The 18,875-nt window shown below is 63.0% G+C and carries 14 protein-coding genes; 12 read left to right on the top strand and 2 right to left on the bottom strand.

All coding sequences use genetic code 11. The annotated features are described in order from the left end of the window. Positions 1-63: 63 nt before the first annotated feature. A complete protein-coding gene (locus OKW87_RS13115; protein WP_265540180.1) occupies positions 64-975 on the top strand; it encodes a dihydrodipicolinate synthase family protein in 912 nt (303 codons plus the stop codon). A gap of 19 nt (positions 976-994) precedes the next feature. Here OKW87_RS13115 and OKW87_RS13110 read toward each other — a convergent pair whose 3' ends face one another. Beyond that, the gene (locus tag OKW87_RS13110; protein ID WP_265540177.1) at positions 995-1,795 is read right to left on the bottom strand and encodes an IclR family transcriptional regulator; all 801 of its coding nucleotides are present in this window, start codon (positions 1,793-1,795) and stop codon (positions 995-997) included. Between the two features lie 187 nt (positions 1,796-1,982). Here OKW87_RS13110 and OKW87_RS13105 point away from each other — a divergent pair, with 187 nt between their 5' ends. The 6 genes from OKW87_RS13105 to OKW87_RS13080 all read left to right on the top strand — a co-directional run bounded on the left by OKW87_RS13105 (position 1,983) and on the right by OKW87_RS13080 (position 7,866). After that, positions 1,983-3,161: a mandelate racemase/muconate lactonizing enzyme family protein gene (locus OKW87_RS13105; protein ID WP_265540175.1), complete on the top strand. Its 1,179-nt coding sequence runs from the start codon at positions 1,983-1,985 to the stop codon at positions 3,159-3,161. A 119-nt stretch (positions 3,162-3,280) separates the two neighbouring features. Next, entirely contained in the window at positions 3,281-4,822 is a 1,542-nt protein-coding gene (locus OKW87_RS13100) for a UxaA family hydrolase (RefSeq protein ID WP_265540173.1), read from the top strand. Between the two features lie 92 nt (positions 4,823-4,914). After that, a complete protein-coding gene (locus OKW87_RS13095; RefSeq protein WP_265540169.1) occupies positions 4,915-5,226 on the top strand; it encodes a hypothetical protein in 312 nt (103 codons plus the stop codon). A gap of 59 nt (positions 5,227-5,285) precedes the next feature. Beyond that, on the top strand, positions 5,286-5,795 hold the full coding sequence (locus OKW87_RS13090) for a DUF3489 domain-containing protein (RefSeq protein ID WP_265540167.1): 510 nt from the start codon (positions 5,286-5,288) through the stop codon (positions 5,793-5,795). Further along, on the top strand, positions 5,792-6,208 hold the full coding sequence (locus OKW87_RS13085; protein ID WP_265540165.1) for a DUF2924 domain-containing protein: 417 nt from the start codon (positions 5,792-5,794) through the stop codon (positions 6,206-6,208). Before OKW87_RS13090 ends, OKW87_RS13085 begins: the two co-directional genes overlap by 4 nt. Further along, entirely contained in the window at positions 6,205-7,866 is a 1,662-nt protein-coding gene (locus tag OKW87_RS13080) for a recombinase family protein (protein ID WP_265540164.1), read from the top strand. The genes OKW87_RS13085 and OKW87_RS13080 overlap by 4 nt, the downstream gene beginning before the upstream one ends. A gap of 194 nt (positions 7,867-8,060) precedes the next feature. On the opposite strand, the gene pyrC is transcribed toward OKW87_RS13080, so the two are convergent. Continuing rightward, the gene (gene pyrC, locus OKW87_RS13075; protein ID WP_265540162.1) at positions 8,061-9,095 is read right to left on the bottom strand and encodes a dihydroorotase; all 1,035 of its coding nucleotides are present in this window, start codon (positions 9,093-9,095) and stop codon (positions 8,061-8,063) included. 1,049 nt (positions 9,096-10,144) lie between these two features. Here pyrC and OKW87_RS13070 point away from each other — a divergent pair. The 5 genes from OKW87_RS13070 to OKW87_RS13050 all read left to right on the top strand — a co-directional run bounded on the left by OKW87_RS13070 (position 10,145) and on the right by OKW87_RS13050 (position 18,863). Further along, complete coding sequence (locus OKW87_RS13070) at positions 10,145-13,318, top strand: TonB-dependent receptor domain-containing protein (protein WP_265540160.1); 3,174 nt, start codon at positions 10,145-10,147, stop codon at positions 13,316-13,318. A 163-nt stretch (positions 13,319-13,481) separates the two neighbouring features. Continuing rightward, the gene (locus tag OKW87_RS13065) at positions 13,482-14,723 is read left to right on the top strand and encodes an MFS transporter (RefSeq protein ID WP_265540158.1); all 1,242 of its coding nucleotides are present in this window, start codon (positions 13,482-13,484) and stop codon (positions 14,721-14,723) included. A 26-nt stretch (positions 14,724-14,749) separates the two neighbouring features. Further along, the gene (locus OKW87_RS13060; RefSeq protein WP_265540156.1) at positions 14,750-15,901 is read left to right on the top strand and encodes a M14 family metallopeptidase; all 1,152 of its coding nucleotides are present in this window, start codon (positions 14,750-14,752) and stop codon (positions 15,899-15,901) included. Between the two features lie 17 nt (positions 15,902-15,918). Further along, positions 15,919-17,868, top strand: a complete 1,950-nt coding sequence (locus OKW87_RS13055) for a S9 family peptidase (RefSeq protein WP_265540154.1) — start codon at positions 15,919-15,921, stop codon at positions 17,866-17,868. Between the two features lie 74 nt (positions 17,869-17,942). Continuing rightward, on the top strand, positions 17,943-18,863 hold the full coding sequence (locus OKW87_RS13050) for a LysR family transcriptional regulator (RefSeq protein ID WP_265540152.1): 921 nt from the start codon (positions 17,943-17,945) through the stop codon (positions 18,861-18,863). Positions 18,864-18,875 lie beyond the last annotated feature (12 nt).

Raw genomic sequence — 18,875 nt, 5'->3', positions numbered from 1 at the left:
CCTCGGCCCCTCATTACGAACTATATTAGGCCGTTGCCATCCGAGGCCTCACCGGAGAGTGATATGAAAGACCAGATCAGCGGCGTATTTCCGGTGCTCCCTACGATTTTTAGTGCCGATGGAGCAATCGACAGTGGCGGCTTGGCGAACGTAATCGACTTCGCGATTAACTGCGGAGTTGATGGCGTGGTGTTTCCGGGCCTAGCGAGCGAGTATGACATGCTCACGCTCCAGGAGCGCAAAGACCTGATCGCCTTTGTCGGCAGTCAGGTGGCTGGCCGCGGAGAATTCATCGTCGGAGCGAGTGGTTCTAGCTTGGAGGAAAGCGCTCAATTAGCACAGGCTGGAGCCGGGGCGGGTGCAGTCGGCGCGATGGTTATGACGCCCAAGTACATCGGAGCGGACGCCGTATTGCTCGGTGAGTTCTATGCCGCGTTGGCCGACAGCGCGGGTTTGCCGCTAATGGTGCAGAACGCGCCCGTGCCCATGGGCCTCGGACTCTCGGGCGACAAATTACGCGATGTGGTCAATTCGACTGACGCGGTTCGCTGGGTCAAGGAAGAGAATATGCCCTGCGGGCAGCGGATAAGCGAGATGCTTGCGAACCCGCCCGCCAATCTCCTCGGCGTTTTCGGTGGAGCGGGCGGACGCTATATCACCGACGAACTCGCACGCGGCGCGATAGGCTCAATGCCAGCAGCCGAGACGCCGGAAATCCATGTCGCGCTGATGGCAGCCCACCGCAGCGGCAACAGTGAAGAGGTTCGTAACCTTTACGAAGCGATGCTACCCATCCTGATGATGCAGGCGGTATTCCGCTGGCGCTTAACCAAAGAAACGCTGCGCCGACGTGGGCTGATCGCTTCAGCCTACACCCGCGCGCCCGGACCAGAATTTGATGCAGGCGATCACGATGAACTGACCCGCATTCTAGTCCGTCTGGATCAAGTGATCCCGCGCCAAGCCGCGGCGTGACCCGTGGCCCACAATTGCGCTAGACCGCTACGCGATAGTCCAGGGCAGGATCGGAAAGGTTCAATTCAGGTCCCCGCTCCTTCCCGCTGTCACCTATATGGCGCGCCGCTTCATGCAGAGCCTCGAGCATTTCGGGCATCGCGGCGCTTGGAATCCAGCCCGACAAGCCAATGGCCGCATAGACCGGCGTGCCAATGGTGATCGCGACGGTATGCTGCTCCTGCTCGTCCTTGACCCGCAGGCGGACGAAGCCTGCACTTCGGACCGCAGCTAGGCTTGTTAGTAACTCTTGGAGACTGCTGTAGCCGGGGATTTCGTGTTCAGCGTAGGTTTCTTCGACCTCCAGGTCATCCTGTGCGGCAAGCAGCGCCATTCCGATTCCACCCCGCGTTGCTGGATAAAGGCCTATCCGCCCCAACGCATCTGTTTCGGGCATGTTGGGCGGCGCGTGAAATAGATAGCTAACGTTGTCGCGCCACAGCACGCCCATCGCCACGGTGTGGCCAAACCGCCGCAGTCCCTCGAGGGCGGGAAGCGCACGGCGCAGCAAACCAGATGCGAACAGGCTCTGTGCCGCTAGGACGGTCATTCCCGACCCGGGCCGGTATTTGCGATCACTCGTCTGGTGCGCGATGCCCAAATAGGCCAAGGTCTTGAGCAGCCGGTTCACCCGCGTCGTTTCCAAATCGACGCGGCGCGCGAGTTCCCTGCACCCCACGGGCTCGGTCGATGTGGCAAGCGCCTGCAGCACCGTGATACCGTCGATTAAGCTTTGGTTGGGCTGCGCGCCTGCCTTTGCCCTCCTGCTTGGGTTTCGCATTCATTTGCCTCGTGTCATTGCTCGGCTGTCCATCGCGGCCAAAATTGCTGCTATCGCGTCGCTGCGCTCCCGTCCAGAAAGGTATCTTGACGAAATATAGCACCGTTCCCGTTAAGTGGCGTTGCTAATAAAGCCTCAGCGTGCCAATGGTGGGCAACCGGAACACCGGCAGGCAGGAGCAGGATAGATGAGCCAGGATAGTCGAATCGCGGCGATCGATGTCTTTACCGTGATCATTCCACAAGACGAGGCTTATCTTGGCGCGCTCGGCCCCGGCGAGTTGGTGAATAATGCGGGCTATCTCGTGCGGCGCGGCAATCGCACAATCTATCCCGCGCAGATGCGTTCCGCGGTCGTCCGAGTGACATTAGCGTCGGGGGAGGAAGGGTGGGGCGAAACTTACGGCCTAGTCGCGCCGGCCGTGATCCACGCACTAGTGTCAGATATCATCGCGCCGATCATCGCCGGCCGCTCTCCATTCGAGGTACAGGCGATCTGGGAGGATCTGTACGACCTCATGCGCGTGCGCGGCTATACCGGTGGCTTTTGGCTCGATGCGCTCGCGGCGATCGATATTGCGCTATGGGATCTGATGGGCAAGCTGACCTGCCTGCCGCTTCACCAGCTGCTGGGCGGTAAGCACCGTGATCGCATTCCTGCCTATGTGTCCGGCCTGCCTGCGCCGACCATCCCGGCAAAGGTCGATCTCGCCCGGAGCTTCATCGATAAGGGCTACAAGGCAGTCAAGATCGCCGCGACGGCCAGCTATGACGGGGTCGAGCGCGAGATCGCAGCCTTGCGAGAGGGTTTGGGTCCCGACATTGCAATTATGCTCGATTGCCACTGGATATATACCCCCGCAGAAGCTGTAGCGCTGCTTCAACGACTAGCGCCCTACAATCTCTATTTCTTTGAAGCGCCGTGCAAGACCGAAGACGTAAGTGGACTAGCCGACATCGCAGCCCACGCCAGCATACCGATCGCCGCAGGCGAGGAATGGCGTACCGTATTTGACGCGCGGCCGCGTTTGGAGGCGCGCGCCGTCTCAATCGTTCAGCCAGAAATGGGCCACACCGGCATTACCCAGTTCATGCGTATCGCGCACTTAGCGCAAGCGCATCATGCCAAGGTGATCCCGCACGCGACGATCGGCGCCGGCATTTTCGCCGCCGCCAGCCTGCACGCGTCGTCTACAGTGCTTAGTCTGTCCTGGCATGAGTATCAGCACAGCATCTTCCACCACAGCGCCAGCCTGATGGACGGCAAACTGCAATGCAGCGACGGCTATTTCGCGCTGCCGGAAGGGCCGGGGCTGGGGATCTCGCCGAACGCTTTGTTCTGGGAGAATGCGACGAAGTTGGGCTGAGCCAACGCGCGGAACCCGTGCCCTTCAAACTTCGGCGTGGCGAACCAAGCAGCATCAGATCGTTCTATTCGGGGAGATCCTTGGGCATCCTCCTTTCCCTTTCGTCGCAGACATCCGTCATGCCCTTCGAACGGAGAAACAGCCTCGTGAATGATTTCGCCCCCGCGGCGATTCGCCTCCACCCCGACGACGATGTTGCGGTGGCCACTACCAGGCTTGCCTCCGGCTGCGCTGTCGCCGGCATGCCGAGCCTGATTGCGGCGACGCCCGTGCCGCTGGGTCATAAGATCGCTCTAACCGCGATTGCCCAGGGCGCGCCAATCAAGAAATATGGCCAGGTGATCGGCTCCGCCACCGCAGACATTGCGCAGGGCGCGCACGTACATGTCCACAACATGGCAGTCTCTGCTGATCGGGTCGAGGCAGTGGCAGTCAAGCGGATGCGAGCCGAACCACCACGCACCTTTCGCGGCTATCGCCGGGCGGACGGACGCGTGGGCGTCCGTAACTACGTTGGCGTTCTGACGTCGGTAAACTGCGCGGCCACGGTCGCGCGGCACATCGCAGACGCGGTCGAGCGCAGCGGGATGCTTGACGCTTATCCCAATGTCGACGGCGTCGTGCCGGTTACGCATTCAAGCGGCTGCGGAATGGCGTCTTCGGGCGAGGGGCATGACGTTCTCCTTCGCTCCTTGTGGGGCACGGCGGCCAATCCCAATTTCGCGGCGATCCTGATCGTCGGTCTCGGCTGCGAAGTCATTCAGATCGCGCGTCTGACGCAAGCCGGACGCTGGCGCCCGCCGGAGACGGTGCGCTCGTTTATGATCCAGGACAGCGGCGGCACCCGGCTGGCGATCGCGCGCGGGCTCGAGGAATTGGCGGCACTGCTTCCCGCCGCCAATGCCCAGGAACGTACCGAAGTGCCCGCGTCCGAGCTGATCGTCGGGCTGCAATGCGGCGGATCTGACGCATGGTCTGGCATCACCTCGAACCCGGCGCTCGGCAACGCCGTTGACCGGCTCGTGGCGCTGGGCGGCACGGCCTTGCTGTCTGAAACGCCCGAAATCTACGGCGCCGAGCATCTGCTCTATGAGCGCGCAGATGCCGCAACCGCGGCCAAGCTGCGGGCCAAGCTCGAATGGTGGGAAGAATATACTGAGCGCCACGGCGCACAGATGGACAACAATCCCTCGCCTGGAAACAAGGCGGGCGGGCTTACCACGATCCTCGAGAAATCGCTGGGCGCCGTGGCCAAGGCGGGCTCTGCGCCACTCTCCGACGTAATTGGCTATGCCGAGCCGGTGCAGCGCAAGGGGCTGATCTTCATGGACAGCCCGGGATTCGATCCCTGCTCGGCTACGGGGCAGGTCGCCTCCGGCGCCACGCTGATTGCCTTTACCACCGGTCGCGGCTCGGCCTTTGGCTACAAGCCCTCGCCCTCGTTAAAGCTTAGTTCGAACAGCGGCCTGTTCGAGCGGATGGGAGAGGACATCGACCTCGATTGCGGTACAATCGTTAGCGGCGAGGCGACGATCGAGCAGAAAGGCGCCGAGATACTTGACCTTATGCTGCGCGTGGCCTCCGGGGAGGAGAGCAAGAGCGAGAAGCTCGGCTATGGCGGCGCCGAATTCGTGCCCTGGCAGATCGGGGCGGTGATGTGACGGTGTAGACCGCCGCTTCCGGGACACTCTTCGCCCCCCCGGGGGGCGAGCAAGAGGTCGAACCAACCCGCATGGGCTTCCGTGCGGCGCCGATGAGTAAAACGGTCACGCCGCTCTTGAACGCGCCGCGGAGAGCGCTATCGCGGCCGCGCTGGACGAAGGCCTGGGCTAAATCGACGTCTGCACCGCTTTGCGACCTCGAGCTTCCGGAGCAGCGCGTCGGCGCGACCCTGGCCGGCCGAGCGGCGTCACGCTTTTTTGAGACAATCTTCACGCATACGGGTGAAGCGCCGATGCAGCCAGATCACGTCATCCAGAAAGCATTCGACATCGGCTCGCAGCAGAGCGAACAGGGGGTCATCGAATCGCACCGCGCAATTGCGGCGCACGCCCCGGCAGCATGACTGACGGGGCTCTGGGTGGTTGGGACGGCGCTGTGCCGCACCCCTGCAAAGGACCACCGATGACCGAACTCACCGACACCCAGCTGATTTTGCTTGCGCACGGCGCGCAGCATCCGGACGGCAGCCTGTACCCGCTACCGGCTCGCCTGAACAAAGAGAGTAGCCCGAAAGCCGGGACCACCAAGCCGATCGAGCAGCTGCTCGGCCGCGGCCTGATCGAAGAGCGTGGAACCAGCGACCCTGCGATCATCTGCCGTACTGATGGCGATCTCAGCTACGGCATGTTTATCACCGCGCTCGGTTTGGCCATGATCGGCGTTGACGATGGCGGGGACGAGCAAAGTGCGACCCCGCCTATCTCGGTGCCGACGCCTGCCAAGGCCACCAAGTCGGCACTGGTCCTCTCGCTTCTGGCCCGCGCTGACGGAGCAACCCTCCCGGAACTGATCGAGGCGACGGGCTGGTTGCCCCACACGACGCGCGCCGCGCTGACCGGCCTGCGCAAGAAGGGCCACAGCATCGAGCGCAGCAAGCGCGGCGCCGACACTTGCTACCGGATCGCAGCGTGAGCGGCGACCTTGCTAGCCAGCTCGCCCGGCTGGAGGAGATGTCATCGGCGGACCTTAAGTCCAAATGGCGCGCCATCACCGGCAAGCCGGTGCCCCGGGTCAGCCCGAGCCTGATGCGGCTGGCGCTGGCCTGGGAACTCCAGGCCAAAGCCTATGGCGGGCTATCCCGCCGCACCCAGCAGAAGCTGAACCAGCTGGCGGAGGGCAAGACCCGCACCAGCGATGTGGCGCCCGGCATGCGGCTGATCCGCGAGTGGAATGGCGCGGTCCATGTAGCGGAGGTTGCCGCGGACGGGGCGATCCGTTGGAACGGCAAGGATTGGCGAAGCCTTAGCGAGGTCGCCCGCGAGATCACCGGTACGCGCTGGTCAGGCCCGGCGTTCTTTGGCCTCAAGCGCAAGGCGGCAGCATGAACCGGGTGCGCTGTGCGGTCTACACCCGCAAGTCGAGCGAGGAGGGACTGGAGCAGGGCTTCAACTCGCTCGACGCCCAGTATGAGGCATGCTCGGCTTACATCCTCAGCCAGGCAGGGCAAGGCTGGGAGCAGATCGCCGAGCGCTATGATGATGGCGGCCTATCGGGGGGTACGCTGGAGCGCCCGGCGCTCCAGCGGCTGCTGGCCGATATCGCTGCCGGCAGGCTCGACATCATCGTCGTCTACAAGGTCGATCGGTTGACACGGTCGCTGCTCGACTTTGCCAAACTGGTCGAGGCGTTCGATGCATCGAGCGTCAGCTTCGTGTCGATCACGCAGTCGTTCAACACCACCACCAGCATGGGACGGCTGACCCTCAACATGTTGCTATCGTTCGCGCAGTTCGAGCGCGAGGTCACCGCCGAGCGTATCCGCGATAAGATCGCCGCCTCCAAGGCCAAGGGAATGTGGATGGGGGGAACGCCCCCGCTGGGATATCAGCCGGACGGGCGCACGCTTGCGATCGTTGAAGAGCATGCCGCGCTGATCCGCGACATCTACCGTCGTTACCTCGAGCTGCAGAGTGTCAGGCTCGTATCCGAGAGCCTGGAGCGCGACTGCATACGCACGCCGCATCGTATTGTCACCAAGACCGGCCGCACGTTCGGCGGGGTGACGTTCACGCGCGGTCAGCTTTACTCGATCCTGCGTAACCCGATCTATGTCGGCGACATCCCGCACCACGACAAAGTCTATGCTGGCCAGCATCCGGCGATCCTCGATCGCGCTGACTGGGACCGCGTCCAGCAGCTGCTTGCTGATCATACCCAGGGCGGGCGCACCCACACCTCGCCGACCCACAGCTTGCTGGCGGGCAAGATCATCGACGATCGCGGCCAACAGCTGATTGCCACCCATGCCTGCAAGGGCAAGCAGCGCTATCGCTATTATGTCAGCCGGGACGTTCATCACGTTACGGCGACGACCCCGGGGATGCGCATTCCCGCGCGTGAGATCGAGGGGTTAGTTGCGAACCGGGTGGCGGCGCTGTTTGATGATCCGATCGCGCTGATGGCGAGAGCAGGCTTGATCATCACGCCAGTGTTGATGGGCGTGATCGCACACCGCGCCGCCACGATTGCTTTGGCGCTGCGCGCGCCGCGGCCGGCGCATATCGCTGAGCTGGTGGAACAGGTCAGGGTAGAGGCGGGGCGGGTCGAGATCGACGTTTTGCCCGCCGCCGTGGCGGAGCTGTTCCAGGCCGACCTGATACACGAGCCGATGCCTGCGATCACCCTTACCGCGGATGTGCGGCTGACGCGGACGGGGCGGGTGGTGCGACTGGTACATGGCGATGGCAGGTCGGCGCTGCCCGCAGAGCCCGAAGCATCGCTCCTGAACTTGGTGATCAAGGCGCGGCGGTGGTGGACGATGCTCGCAGAGGGCGAGGTGCGGATCGGTGAGCTTGCTGCGCGCGAAGGCGTCAGTGCCTCCTGGATGACACGGGTGGTTCGTTTGGCATTTCTATCGCCACAGGTAATTGATGCGGCGTTATCGGGCACGCTTCACAGTGAGGTGGACGCGCTGGCGCTGGTGCGCACTGACGCAATGCCGTCTTCGTGGGCAAAACAAAAGGTGCGGTTTCTCCCGGTCTAGGCGGCAACTTTGCGCGCCAATATCGGTCGTTCCCGTGCCCGATAGCGGAGTCGGGAAGTGGACGGTCCGCATTTGAGAAGGCGCTTTTGATCGAGCGCTTGAAACGGAGCCGGGTGTCGCTTCTCAGTCCCTTGGGCTACGCTGAGATGGAGAGACGAGCGGAGGCCACCTGTACCTCTTTACGCTGGTTGCGGTTATGCCGCCACCCGCCACGCCAGTCGCTCCCCGGCGTGGAATGGCACCACGTCACCAATCCGCTCCGGCATGTCGCGCCCGTCGCGTACCAGCGTGACTGTTCCCTCGTTCAGCGGCAGCCCGTAGAAGCGCGCGCCATGCTCACTGGCGAATCCTTCGAACCGGGCGACCGCGCCCTCTTCCTCGAATACGGCGAGATAGCTCTCCAGCGCCGCGGGCGCATTAAAAATACCCGCGCACCCGCAGCCGCTCTCCTTGGCGTCCACCAGGTGCGGCGCGCTATCAGTGCCGAGGAAGAACTTTGGCAAGCCCGACACCGCTGCCGCGCGTATTGCCAGCCGGTGCCGCTCGCGCTTCAGCACCGGCAGGCAATATGCGTGCGAGCGCAGGCCGCCGGCGAACAGCGCGTTGCGGTTGAGGTGCAGATGCTGCGGCGTGATCGTCGCCGCCAGCGACCTCGGACCCTCCGCGACAAAACTCGCGGCTTCCTCAGTAGTGATGTGCTCCAGCACGATTTTCAGCTCCGGAAAGTCGCGAATAAGCGGACCAAGCACACGCTCGACGAACACCGCCTCCCGGTCGAAGATGTCGACCGCTGCTTCGGTCACCTCGCCGTGGATCAGCAGCGGCATACCTGCGCGTTGCATCGCCTCCAGAACTGGCCGGATACGCACCAGGTCGGTTACGCCGTGCTCGGAATTGGTGGTAGCGTGCGCAGGGTAGAGTTTCGCCGCGACCCACACGCCATTAGCGTATCCATGCACGAGTTCGTTCGCATCAGTGTCGTCCGACAGATAACAGGTCATCAGCGGCTCGAACGCTGCCCCCGGCGGCAATGCTGCCAGAATGCGCGCCCGATAGCGGACAGCATCTGCGACTTGCATCACCGGCGGCGACAGGTTGGGCATCACGATCGCACGGGCGAACACCCGCGCTGACCAGGGCACCACTGCCTCGAGCATCGCGCCGTCGCGGAGATGGAGGTGCCAGTCGTCGGGCTGGCGGATGGTAAGGATCTGGACTTCTGAAGTCATGGCGCAGTGCCTACCCTCCTCCCGTATCTGGAACCAACCAAATTAGCGAGTCGGACAGCGCAGCAGTTCTCGCAAGCGTCGGCGGTATATGGAAGACGGCTGAGGAACTGACCCGCTCTGCTGCGACCCCGGGCATGCAGCGGCATGACTACATCCGAGAGGGCGACCGTGGATCTGCCGGCTTGCTGCCATGCTACATGGCCGCAACTCCCACTGAATCATAGCACGACATTTAGCCGTCGTTGCGCGCTCCGCAAATTCAGACATCCATTTATGTCCGCTCGACGCCGGACGTCGTCAGCGCCGGATGGGCAGAGCAGCGTGTCGTCATACTGCCGGACGAAAGCCGGCAAGCGGTATGACCAGGCGGCGCACAGCCAAACGCGGGAGCAGTTTCGCTCATCACTCACGTGTATTCGGGTTAGCACCAGCTCGGATGCCGCTTTGGCGCCCAAGTTTTTGTCATTCAGCGGCCGGATCCATCCCAAAGCCGATCATTCATCCGGCGGTGACCATGTCCGGCCACCAGGAGATTGCTACATTTTGCTGCAGAACCTCGATTGATTAATACGGCACAGCCCGTGTCATGAGCGGCTCCTCTCCCGAGACACTCGCAGAAACCCATCGGCGGTAGCTACGATGACCGCGTCGACCGCATGCTATGCAAAATGCCACCTACCGTGGTGTGGGTTAGCGTAAAAAACAGGGCCCTTTTAATCGAGGCGACTCATACCGCGTGCCTCTTATCTGGTCCCACCTTGCGGGTGAACTCTGCCATCTGAATGAAACAATCGATTAATGCTCTTAACGCCAAAAGTGCGGCGCCCTCTGTAAGAATTGCATTTTTGCAGCTCAAACGCGCGCAATTCCGTATAGCTCGCCCGGTTCGCTTTGAGGATACTTGCTACATTATTCGGAACGGAGGGGCATCCACCCGGACGTGTGATCTCAAAACCGGCAGCTGCATATTTGACATCGAGACCTGCAAACAGGCCAGCTTCTGCCGAGGAAGATTGCTTCCGGGCAATTTCAACAATGGGGGTTTAATTATGCGTATTCCTGTCTCCGACTCCGCCCGCCGCGTGTCCATGAAGGCATGCCTGCTGGTCGGAATATGCACTTCGATTATCCCACAGACGGCCTCCGCACAGGAAGCGCAGCCCGCGACAGCAGTCGATGAGCAGTCGATACCACCCGCGGACGCTGCCAATACGCCGCCCGACGAGCAGATTGTCGTTACGGGATCGCGCATCGCCCGGGCCGGATATGACACGCTAGAGCCAGCGACAACGGTGGACTCGGCCTATCTGGAGACTCGCGGAATCACCAACGTGGCCGAGGCGCTGACCACGACGCCGAGCTTCGGCCTTGGTCAGACGGCGACGGGCAATCAGGGATCGTATAACGCCGGCCAAGCCTTCGTCGATCGGTTCTCCCTTGGTTCGGCACGTACGTTGACGCTGGTTAACGGTCGTCGCTTCGTGTCGACCAACGCCCCCTCGGTGCAAGGCAATGTCGTCGGCACTCCCGCACCGGCCGGCCTGCAGGTCGATCTCAACGCAATTCCGTCGATCCTCATCGACCGCATCGACAATCTGTCGATCGGCGGCGCGCCGGCATACGGATCTGACGCTATTGCGGGCGTCGTCAACATCATCCTCAAGCAGAAATATCAGGGCCTGAAGGTCACGGCGCTCAGCGGCATCACCGAACTGGGCGACAATTTCCGAGCGAATGTTTCGGCGCTGGCAGGCACCAATTTCGCCGGCGGCCGCGGCAATATCATGATCGCCGGCAGCTATGACCGCAGCGAGGGCCTATTGTCGTCGAGCCGCGAGCGTGTCCGCAAGGGCTATGGCTACCAGTCGAACCCGCTTGCGACTTCGGCCGCCGCGGCCATTCCCGGCCGGACGTTCGCTACCGACGGTCGCGTGAACACTGCCATTCCGTTCAACACTGGCAATACCGACGGCATCCCCAACGCAGTGTTGATTCAGAATACACGGATCGGCGTGCTGACGGCGGGCGGCGTTGTGAGCCCCATTGGAGCCCTGCTTGGCGCCGATACTCGCGTGCGCGGTTTCGGCGCTACCGGCAACACGCGTTTGCAATTCGACACTGAAGGAAATCTGGTGCCCTACGATCCGGGCATGCCCTTCTCCTCGACCTACGCCTCGGGCGGCGACGGCTTCACCCTTTTCAATACCGATCCGCTGCTTGCCACGGTCGAACGCTACAACCTCAATGCCAACGCGTCGTTCGAGGCCACCGACAATCTCACCTTGTTCGTCGAGGGGAGCTATTACCGGGGCAAGGCCCAGGAAGAAGTTGATCAGGGGCCGTATAATTCGGGCCTGTTCAGCACCGATCGCGGCAACAACCAAGCCGCGCTGATATTCTCGACGGCCAATCCGTTTCTAACCCAGCAAGCGCGGAACCAGTTGAATGCGTTGGGTGTCACCCAGTTTCAGGTGCAGCGCGTAAACATGGATTTGACCAACGGCGCCAGTCGTTCGGACAACCAGGTCTATCGCATCGTCACTGGGCTGACCAACGACTTCAATGTCATGGGGAAGGAATTCCGGTTGGACGCATCGTTCAACTATGGACGAACGAACGGCAATTATTATGTCACCGCGTTGAACCAGCAGAACTTCGTCAATGCTCTGAACGTCAAGTTGGACGGGACCGGGAAGATCGTCTGCGATCCCACCCCGGCGTTCAACGGCGTCCCCGGCGGGGTGAACCCTACAGCGGATGCCGCCTGCGTTCCGCTCAATCTCTTCGGCGACGGACGGCGCAGCCAGGCGGCGCTTGAATATGTGACCCAGTCGACCCGCGCCCGCTCCGCGCTTGAACAAACCGTGGCGTCGGTCAACCTGTCCACATCGGAACTGGTGCGCTTGTGGTCGGGACCAGTAGGCTTCAGCATCGGCGCCGAGGCGCGCCGGGAATTCGGTTCGTTCACGCCCGATCCGCTCGACGCGGCGGGCAAGGGGCGCTTCGCGCCGATCGCCTCTGTCAGCGGCTCATTCAATACTAAGGAAGTGTTCGGCGAGCTCGCGGTTCCGCTCGTCTCACGCGAAAACCATGTGCCGCTGATCCACAGTCTCGAGGTCGAGGGGCGCGCGCGGTACGTCGACAATTCGGTGAATGGTGGATTCTGGACTTACACCGGTGGCGCCCGATACCAGCCATTCCTGGGCCTTACGTTCCGCGGCAATTACACCCGTTCCCTCCGTGCGCCGTCCACGCTCGAGTTGTTCCTGCCGCCGGCGGTCTCGTCGGGCTTCTTCCCCGATCCTTGCGACAGCCGCAACATCACGGGCGGCACGAACCCGGCGATTCGCCAGCGCAACTGCGCGGCCTTCTTCACGACATATGGGATCAATCCGACCAGTTTCACGTCGATCGCAGTCAATGCCAATGCGCCGATGCTGTCGGGCGGCAACCAGAATCTGAACAACGAAGCCGCCAACGCCTATACGTTTGGCATTGTTTTCAACCCCAGCTTCATGCCGAAGCTGTCGCTGGCAGTCGACTGGAACCGCATCAAGGTCGTCGGCAACATCGTGGCGCTCTCGCCCACCGCGATAGCGCAGGGCTGCTACGACAATCCGGACTTCGACATCGCCAATCCGGATGCCGGCAACAGCTTCTGCACGATGTTTACGCGCGACCGCGGCGGCGAGCGCAATGGCCAGATCGTCTCAAGCAGCACGAATCCCGGTGTGCGCAGCTCATATGTGAACGGCGGTTACATCCTGCTCAAAGCGCTGACCGCGACAATGAGCCTTCGCGATCTCGACCTGGGGATGGATGGGACGAAGCTATCACTCAACAGCAACTTCTATTATGTCGATCAGCTGTGCCAGTCGGACAATCTGGTCACGGTCATCTGCACCCAGGGCACCACGAACAGTCCACGCTGGACTGGCCAGTTCGGCGCAGTACTGTCCAATGGTCCGTTCAGCCTGTTCGGCGAAGTCAACTATCGGCCCGGCACGAAATATGACCTGAACTTCACCAACGAAACGCGCGACATCCTGTCGATCGGCAGCATGACGACCACCAATGCCGCGATCGCCTATGATGATCGAGACAATGGGTTCACCATGCGCCTGTCGGTCAACAACGCGCTGAACGCCATTCCGCCCTATCCGTCGACCGTCGGCGACATGCTTGGACGACGCTTTCTGCTCTCAGTCGGCAAAAGCTACTGAGGCGGCAGGGCCTGCCGTCCGACTCCCTCGCTGGACGGCAGGCTCGAAGCCGGCACCCTGCCTAACCCTTCTAGGACGGCGGGGACCGGCCTAAGCCCGGTGGAGCAGTATGTAATTAAGGATTGGAGCCATGGCGACGGTTACGCCGTACGCGACACGAGCAATGTCGGCCACGCCCCGTCGCGCGGTTGTGGCCGCTACTATCGGCAATGCGCTCGAATGGTTCGATTTAATCATTTACGCCTTCTTCGCGACCGCGATCGCCAAGACCTTCTTCCCCAATCCCGACGCCACGCTCTCGCTGCTGATCGCGCTCGGCACCTTCGGGGTCTCCTTCTTCGTGCGCCCGCTCGGGGGAATCGTGCTGGGCGCCTATGCCGATCGGGCAGGGCGCAAGGCTGCGCTGATGGTTGGCATGGTGATGATGATGGTGGGCACGACGCTGATGGCGCTGACGCCGAGCGCGGCGCAGATCGGCATCGCCGCTCCGATCCTGATCGTGTTGGCGCGTCTGCTGCAGGGATTCTCGGCGGGCGGCGAGTTTGCCAGCGCCACCGTGTTCTTGGCAGAACAGTCGGCCGAGCGCCGCGCTTTCTATTCGAGCTGGCAGTTCGCGACGCAGGGACTGGCGATGGTGCTCGGCTCCGTTTCCGGATTGCTCATCACCAATTTGCTGCCCCCGCCGGACGTTGCCGCCTGGGGCTGGCGCATTCCGTTTCTGTTCGGAATGCTGATTGGCCCCGTCGCACTCTATATACGCCGAAATGTCCCCGAAACCGCCGAGTTCGAGGCCGCGCCGACGCTCAAGAACCCATTGATCGAGACGGCGCGCCACCAGAAGCGTAGCATAGCAATCGCCATCGGTCTGGTGATCCTGTGCACCGTCTCGATCTACATGATGCTCTATTTGCCGACCTATTCGGAAACGGCGCTCGGCCTGGAGCCCGGGGCGGGCTTCTTGGGGACCCTGGCTGGCAGCACCGCGCTATTTGTGCTGACTCCGCTGTTCGGCCATATCGCGGATCGGATCGGTCGTATCCCCGTGGCGCTTACCGCCGCGGTGGCCCTGGTGGTCGTGCCGGTGCCGCTTTTCGCGGCGCTAATTGCCACGCCGTCGGCGACACTTCTGATTGCAACGCAGGCGATGATCGGCCTGCTGGTCGCCGCCTATCTCGGCGCGCTTGGCGCGCTGATGACCGATCTCTTTCCCACCGCGAGCCGGTCGACGGGCATTTCGCTCAGCTACAATATCAGCGTGCTGGCGTTCGGCGGCATGGCCCCGCTGGTGATTACTTCGCTGATCGCGCGAACTGGCTGGCTCGGCATTCCCTCTTATTATCTAGCGATGGCGGCGGTGGTCAGCCTGATCGCGATCCTGGTGGCGCACAGGCGCGGCCTGCGATGACCGTCCACTTCTCAGCCCGCCCTCCGATGGAGATCCAGTTGAATATCCTGCAGCGCGCACGTGAATTCTTTTCGTCCGATTATGCCGAGGCTCGGGCCAAGTTCCGCGACGCCTGCCGGGCCGAGGGGCTGCCGATCGTCGAATATGTGCACCCGCTGCCCGGTCCAGACGGCACAGTGCTGGCGACCGACGCCGCGCTGCTCGGCCCGGCGGACGCCTGTAAGCTGCTGATCGTCATCTCCGGCACGCACGGCGTGGAGGGACTTGCCGGATCGGGCGGCCAGATCGGCTGGCTCACGTCAGAACTCCGCCGATCCATGCCTGCGGACACGGCGGTTCTCTTCGTCCACATGCTCAACCCCTGGGGAAGCGCATGGCGCAGACGGCAGACCGAGGACAATGTCGACCTCAACCGCAACTTCGTCGAATTCGACGGCGAGCTGCCGGAGAATGCGCTTTACCGGGACGTGCACCCGATCATCGTCGGCGGCGCGGCCGGATGCCGGGCGAAGAGCGATGCGGGGGTGCGCGACTTTCGAGCCGAGCGTGGGGAGCAGGCGCTCGCCAATGCGCTCTTCGCCGGCCAATATGACCATGGCGACGGCGTGGGCTTCGGCGGCGACCAGGCAGGCTGGTCGAATTTGACGCTTAATGCGGTGCTCGGCGATTTCGCGCGCGCGGCGGACCATGTCGCCGTCATCGACATCCATACCGGGCTCGGCCCGTTCGGACACGGCATGATCCTGTGCCTTGACGATTCCGGGTCGGCGGGCCTCGAGCGCGCGCGCGACTGGTTCGGGCCCGGCGTGCTTTCCCCGCATGACGACGGCGCGATCCCCTACAAGCTGGGCGGCACCACGGTCCGCTGGATTGCCGGCTCGCTTCCCGCCCAGACCACTGCGATCGCGCTCGAATTCGGCACTTTCGAACTCGCGAAGATGCTGGAGCTCCAAATCGACGATTGCCGCATGCACAATGCGCAGGGGCACGAAACCGAGCTCGGCATGGAGATCCGGCAGGAGCTGCAGGACTTCTTCTATCCGGCCACCGACGATTGGGTCCAATCGGTCCTGCTACGCACGGCGCAGATGATCGATCTCGCGCTCGACGGGCTCGATAGGGCCGGCGAGGTGCCGCAGCGGCGACAAGGACTATTATCCTTAGATTATTCGACTTAGCTGATAAGGGGGTACCGATGCACAGATTGTTGATGATCGCAGTGGGCGGCGTATGGATCGCCACCCAATCCGCCGAAATCAAGACCCCGCCGCGGCCCCTGACCGACGCCCGCTTGGTCAGCTCCCCCGCCGGGCCTGTGATCGAGATCTCCCCCGAGGACATTGTTGCCTCGCGAACCGCGACTGACGTGGCCTGGAACGGCGACGGCACCGAGCTCTTCGTCGTCTCCAATCTCGGCGGACGCGCCAACATCTGGCGCGTCAAGGCGAGCGGCAGCTGGCCGCGGCCGATGACCCAGGCCAATCAGGGCCAGTCCTTCCTCGAATTGTCGCCCGACGGCAAAGGCCTGTTCTACGCGCAGGACATCGGCGGCGACGAGATGCACGACATCTATTTGGTCCCGGCCGCTGGCGGCACGCCGGTCAATCTGACGAAAACGCCGAAGATTTCGGAAAAGGCGATCGTCGCCTCGCCCGACGGCAGCAAGATCGCCTTCACCTACAAGCCCAGCACCAATTCGCAGCGCGACGTCGCAGTGATGGATCTCGCCACCCGCTCCGTCCGCAACCTCACGCGCGAGACGGACCCGGACGGCGTATGGAGCGCGGTCGCCTGGTCGAAGGACGGCGCGACGCTGATCCTCAACCGCGAAGTGACTTTGCTCGGCGGCGATGCCACGATCTGGAAGGTCGATGTCGGGTCGGGCGAGCTCGCCCCGGTCGTATCGCGCGGCAAAGGGGCCCGCGACCTCGCCGAAGGATATGCGGCCGACGAGACGACGCTGATCGTCACGTCGAATTCCGGCAGCGATCAGTTGCGCGCCGGGCTGTACGACATGACCGCCCGGAAGCATCGCTGGATCGGCGCGACGCCATGGGAGCAGCGCGCCGCCGCGATCACGCCCGACGGTAGCAAGTTCGTTGCCGTGACCAACGAGGACGGTAACAGCAAGGTCACCGTCGTCGATATTGCCTCGCTGTCTGAACGCACGCTCGATCTGGGCGGTGGCGTCAACACGCCGCTCGGCGCGAGCCCGATCTCGCCCAATTCTAAGACGCTGGTCTACAGCCACTCCACGGGCGATTCGCCGCCCGACCTACGCACGGTCGATCTGGCCACCGGCAAGAGCACCGTGCTCGCCTCCTTTGCGCTGCCCAGCCTGGCGCCCGGCCAGCTGCCGAATTCGCAGGTGATCACCTATAAGAGCTTCGACGGGACCCCGGTGAGCGCAGTGCTGACGATGCCGCTGAACCTCAAGCGCGACGGCTCCAACCCCGCGCTGGTGATGCCGCACGGCGGCCCGACCTCCGCCACCCTCAACAATTTCAGCCGCAAGGCGGCCTATTTCGCGTCGCGCGGCTACATCGTGGTCCAGCCCAATTTCCGTGGCTCCACGGGCTATGGCAAGCCATTCCAGGATGCCGAAATTCTCGACATGGGCGGCGGCGACATGAAGGACGTGCTCGAGGCCAAGACCTTCCTCGTTGCGACCGGCTATGTCGATCCCAAGCAGGTCGGCATTACCGGCGGCTCGGGCGGCGGCTGGCTGACGATGCTGGCGCTGGGCAAGCATCCCGGCATCTTCGCCGCCGGGGTCCAGGCCTATGGCGTGATCGACTGGATGACCTTCATGGAGCGCACCGATCCGCTGCTCGGTGCCTATCTGAAGCGCCTGCTGGGCGATCCTGTAAAGCAGCGCGCCGGCTATCTCTCGGCCGCGCCGCTGACCTATGTCGACAAGATCAACGTGCCCCTGCTGACCCTCCACGGCGAACGCGATTCGCGGGTGCCCGTCGAACAGGCGATCCAGGTCCGCGACGTGCTCAAGCAGCGCGGTGTCGTTTCCGAGACGGTGATCTATGAAGACGAAGGCCATGGCTTCCAGAAGACCGCGAACCAGGTCGATGAGCTGCGCCGCACGGTCGACTGGTTCGACAAGCATATGCGCAAGCCAAAGCCGCAATGATCCTGCCGTCGCCATTGCCCGCGCGCCCCGGAACCGCCTAGCCTGATGGCAATGCCATCGAAGGGAGTGCGCGCGTGCTGAGGATCAGATCGGAGGGCCGGCACGCGATCCGCGATTGGAACGACATCCGCTTCGTCCTCGCGGTCGCGGCGACGGGGTCGTTCCACGGCGCGGCGAAGGTCACCGAGGCGCATGAGACGACCGTTGCGCGCCGCGTGCAGCGGCTAGAGACCGAACTGGGCGCGAAGCTCTTCGTGCGGCAATCACACGGAATGCTGCTGACGACCGCCGGAAAGGCGCTGGTCGAAAAGGCACGCGAGATCGAGCAGGCCGCGATCTCGCTCCAGCAGAATATCGCCGGGATGGACACGCGGCTGGTGGGCGTCGTCCGCATCTCGGTGCCGGAAGGCATCGGCGCTTATTGGCTCACCCCCGTCCTCGCAGACTTCCAGCTCCGCCACCCCGACATCCGCGTCGAGGTCTTCACCGGCATCCTGCCCGTAGGCTTAGGCAAGGACGAGGTGGATGTCTCGCTAACGATTACGCGGCCCACGGACGATCGCCTCGCGATCCTGCGCGCAGGCGAAGTCCGTTACGGCCTGTTTTCCTCGCCCGGTTATCTCGCAGACTACGGCGAGCCACGCACGGCGGCGGACCTCGCGTCGCACCGACTATGCCATCTCAGCGTCTACGATACCGACCCGCAGCTCAAATGGTGGACCGACATTACCCGGGCGGCCGAGCACGTGCCGTTCTTCTCCAATTCGACTTCGCTCTACGTGGTGGCGATACGCGCCGGGATTGGCATCGGCATGCTGGCGAACTTCTATCGCCGCGAAATGCCCGAGCTGGTCGCCTTGTCGATCGTGCCACGCTGCAAGACCAGCCTATGGCTCGTCTCGCACCGGGAGACCAACAAGGGCGCGAAGGTTCGCACGCTGATCGAGTTCCTCAAGGAAGGCCTGGCGGACGCGCGGGGCACCTGGCTGATCTGATCGCTTGGCCAG

It is taken from the genome of Sphingomonas sp. M1-B02 (assembly GCF_026167525.1).
In the GTDB taxonomy this organism is placed as follows: Bacteria; Pseudomonadota; Alphaproteobacteria; order Sphingomonadales; family Sphingomonadaceae; genus Sphingomonas.
Note: the sequence above shows the minus strand (reverse complement) of the source record. Positions and strands in the feature narration are given on the sequence as shown.

Bases quoted from the DNA above. Each gene is read 5' to 3' on its own strand.
- OKW87_RS13070 (WP_265540160.1), top strand. From the start codon at position 10,145: ATGCGTATTCCTGTCTCCGACTCCGCCCGCCGCGTGTCCATGAAGGCA.
- OKW87_RS13055 (WP_265540154.1), top strand. From the start codon at position 15,919: ATGCACAGATTGTTGATGATCGCAGTGGGCGGCGTATGGATCGCCACC.
- OKW87_RS13080 (WP_265540164.1), top strand. From the start codon at position 6,205: ATGAACCGGGTGCGCTGTGCGGTCTACACCCGCAAGTCGAGCGAGGAG.
- OKW87_RS13060 (WP_265540156.1), top strand. From the start codon at position 14,750: ATGGAGATCCAGTTGAATATCCTGCAGCGCGCACGTGAATTCTTTTCG.
- OKW87_RS13065 (WP_265540158.1), top strand. From the start codon at position 13,482: ATGTCGGCCACGCCCCGTCGCGCGGTTGTGGCCGCTACTATCGGCAAT.
- OKW87_RS13095 (WP_265540169.1), top strand. From the start codon at position 4,915: ATGAGTAAAACGGTCACGCCGCTCTTGAACGCGCCGCGGAGAGCGCTA.
- OKW87_RS13115 (WP_265540180.1), top strand. From the start codon at position 64: ATGAAAGACCAGATCAGCGGCGTATTTCCGGTGCTCCCTACGATTTTT.
- OKW87_RS13090 (WP_265540167.1), top strand. From the start codon at position 5,286: ATGACCGAACTCACCGACACCCAGCTGATTTTGCTTGCGCACGGCGCG.
- OKW87_RS13110 (WP_265540177.1), bottom strand. From the start codon at position 1,795: ATGCGAAACCCAAGCAGGAGGGCAAAGGCAGGCGCGCAGCCCAACCAA.
- OKW87_RS13100 (WP_265540173.1), top strand. From the start codon at position 3,281: ATGCCCTTCGAACGGAGAAACAGCCTCGTGAATGATTTCGCCCCCGCG.
- pyrC (WP_265540162.1), bottom strand. From the start codon at position 9,095: ATGACTTCAGAAGTCCAGATCCTTACCATCCGCCAGCCCGACGACTGG.
- OKW87_RS13105 (WP_265540175.1), top strand. From the start codon at position 1,983: ATGAGCCAGGATAGTCGAATCGCGGCGATCGATGTCTTTACCGTGATC.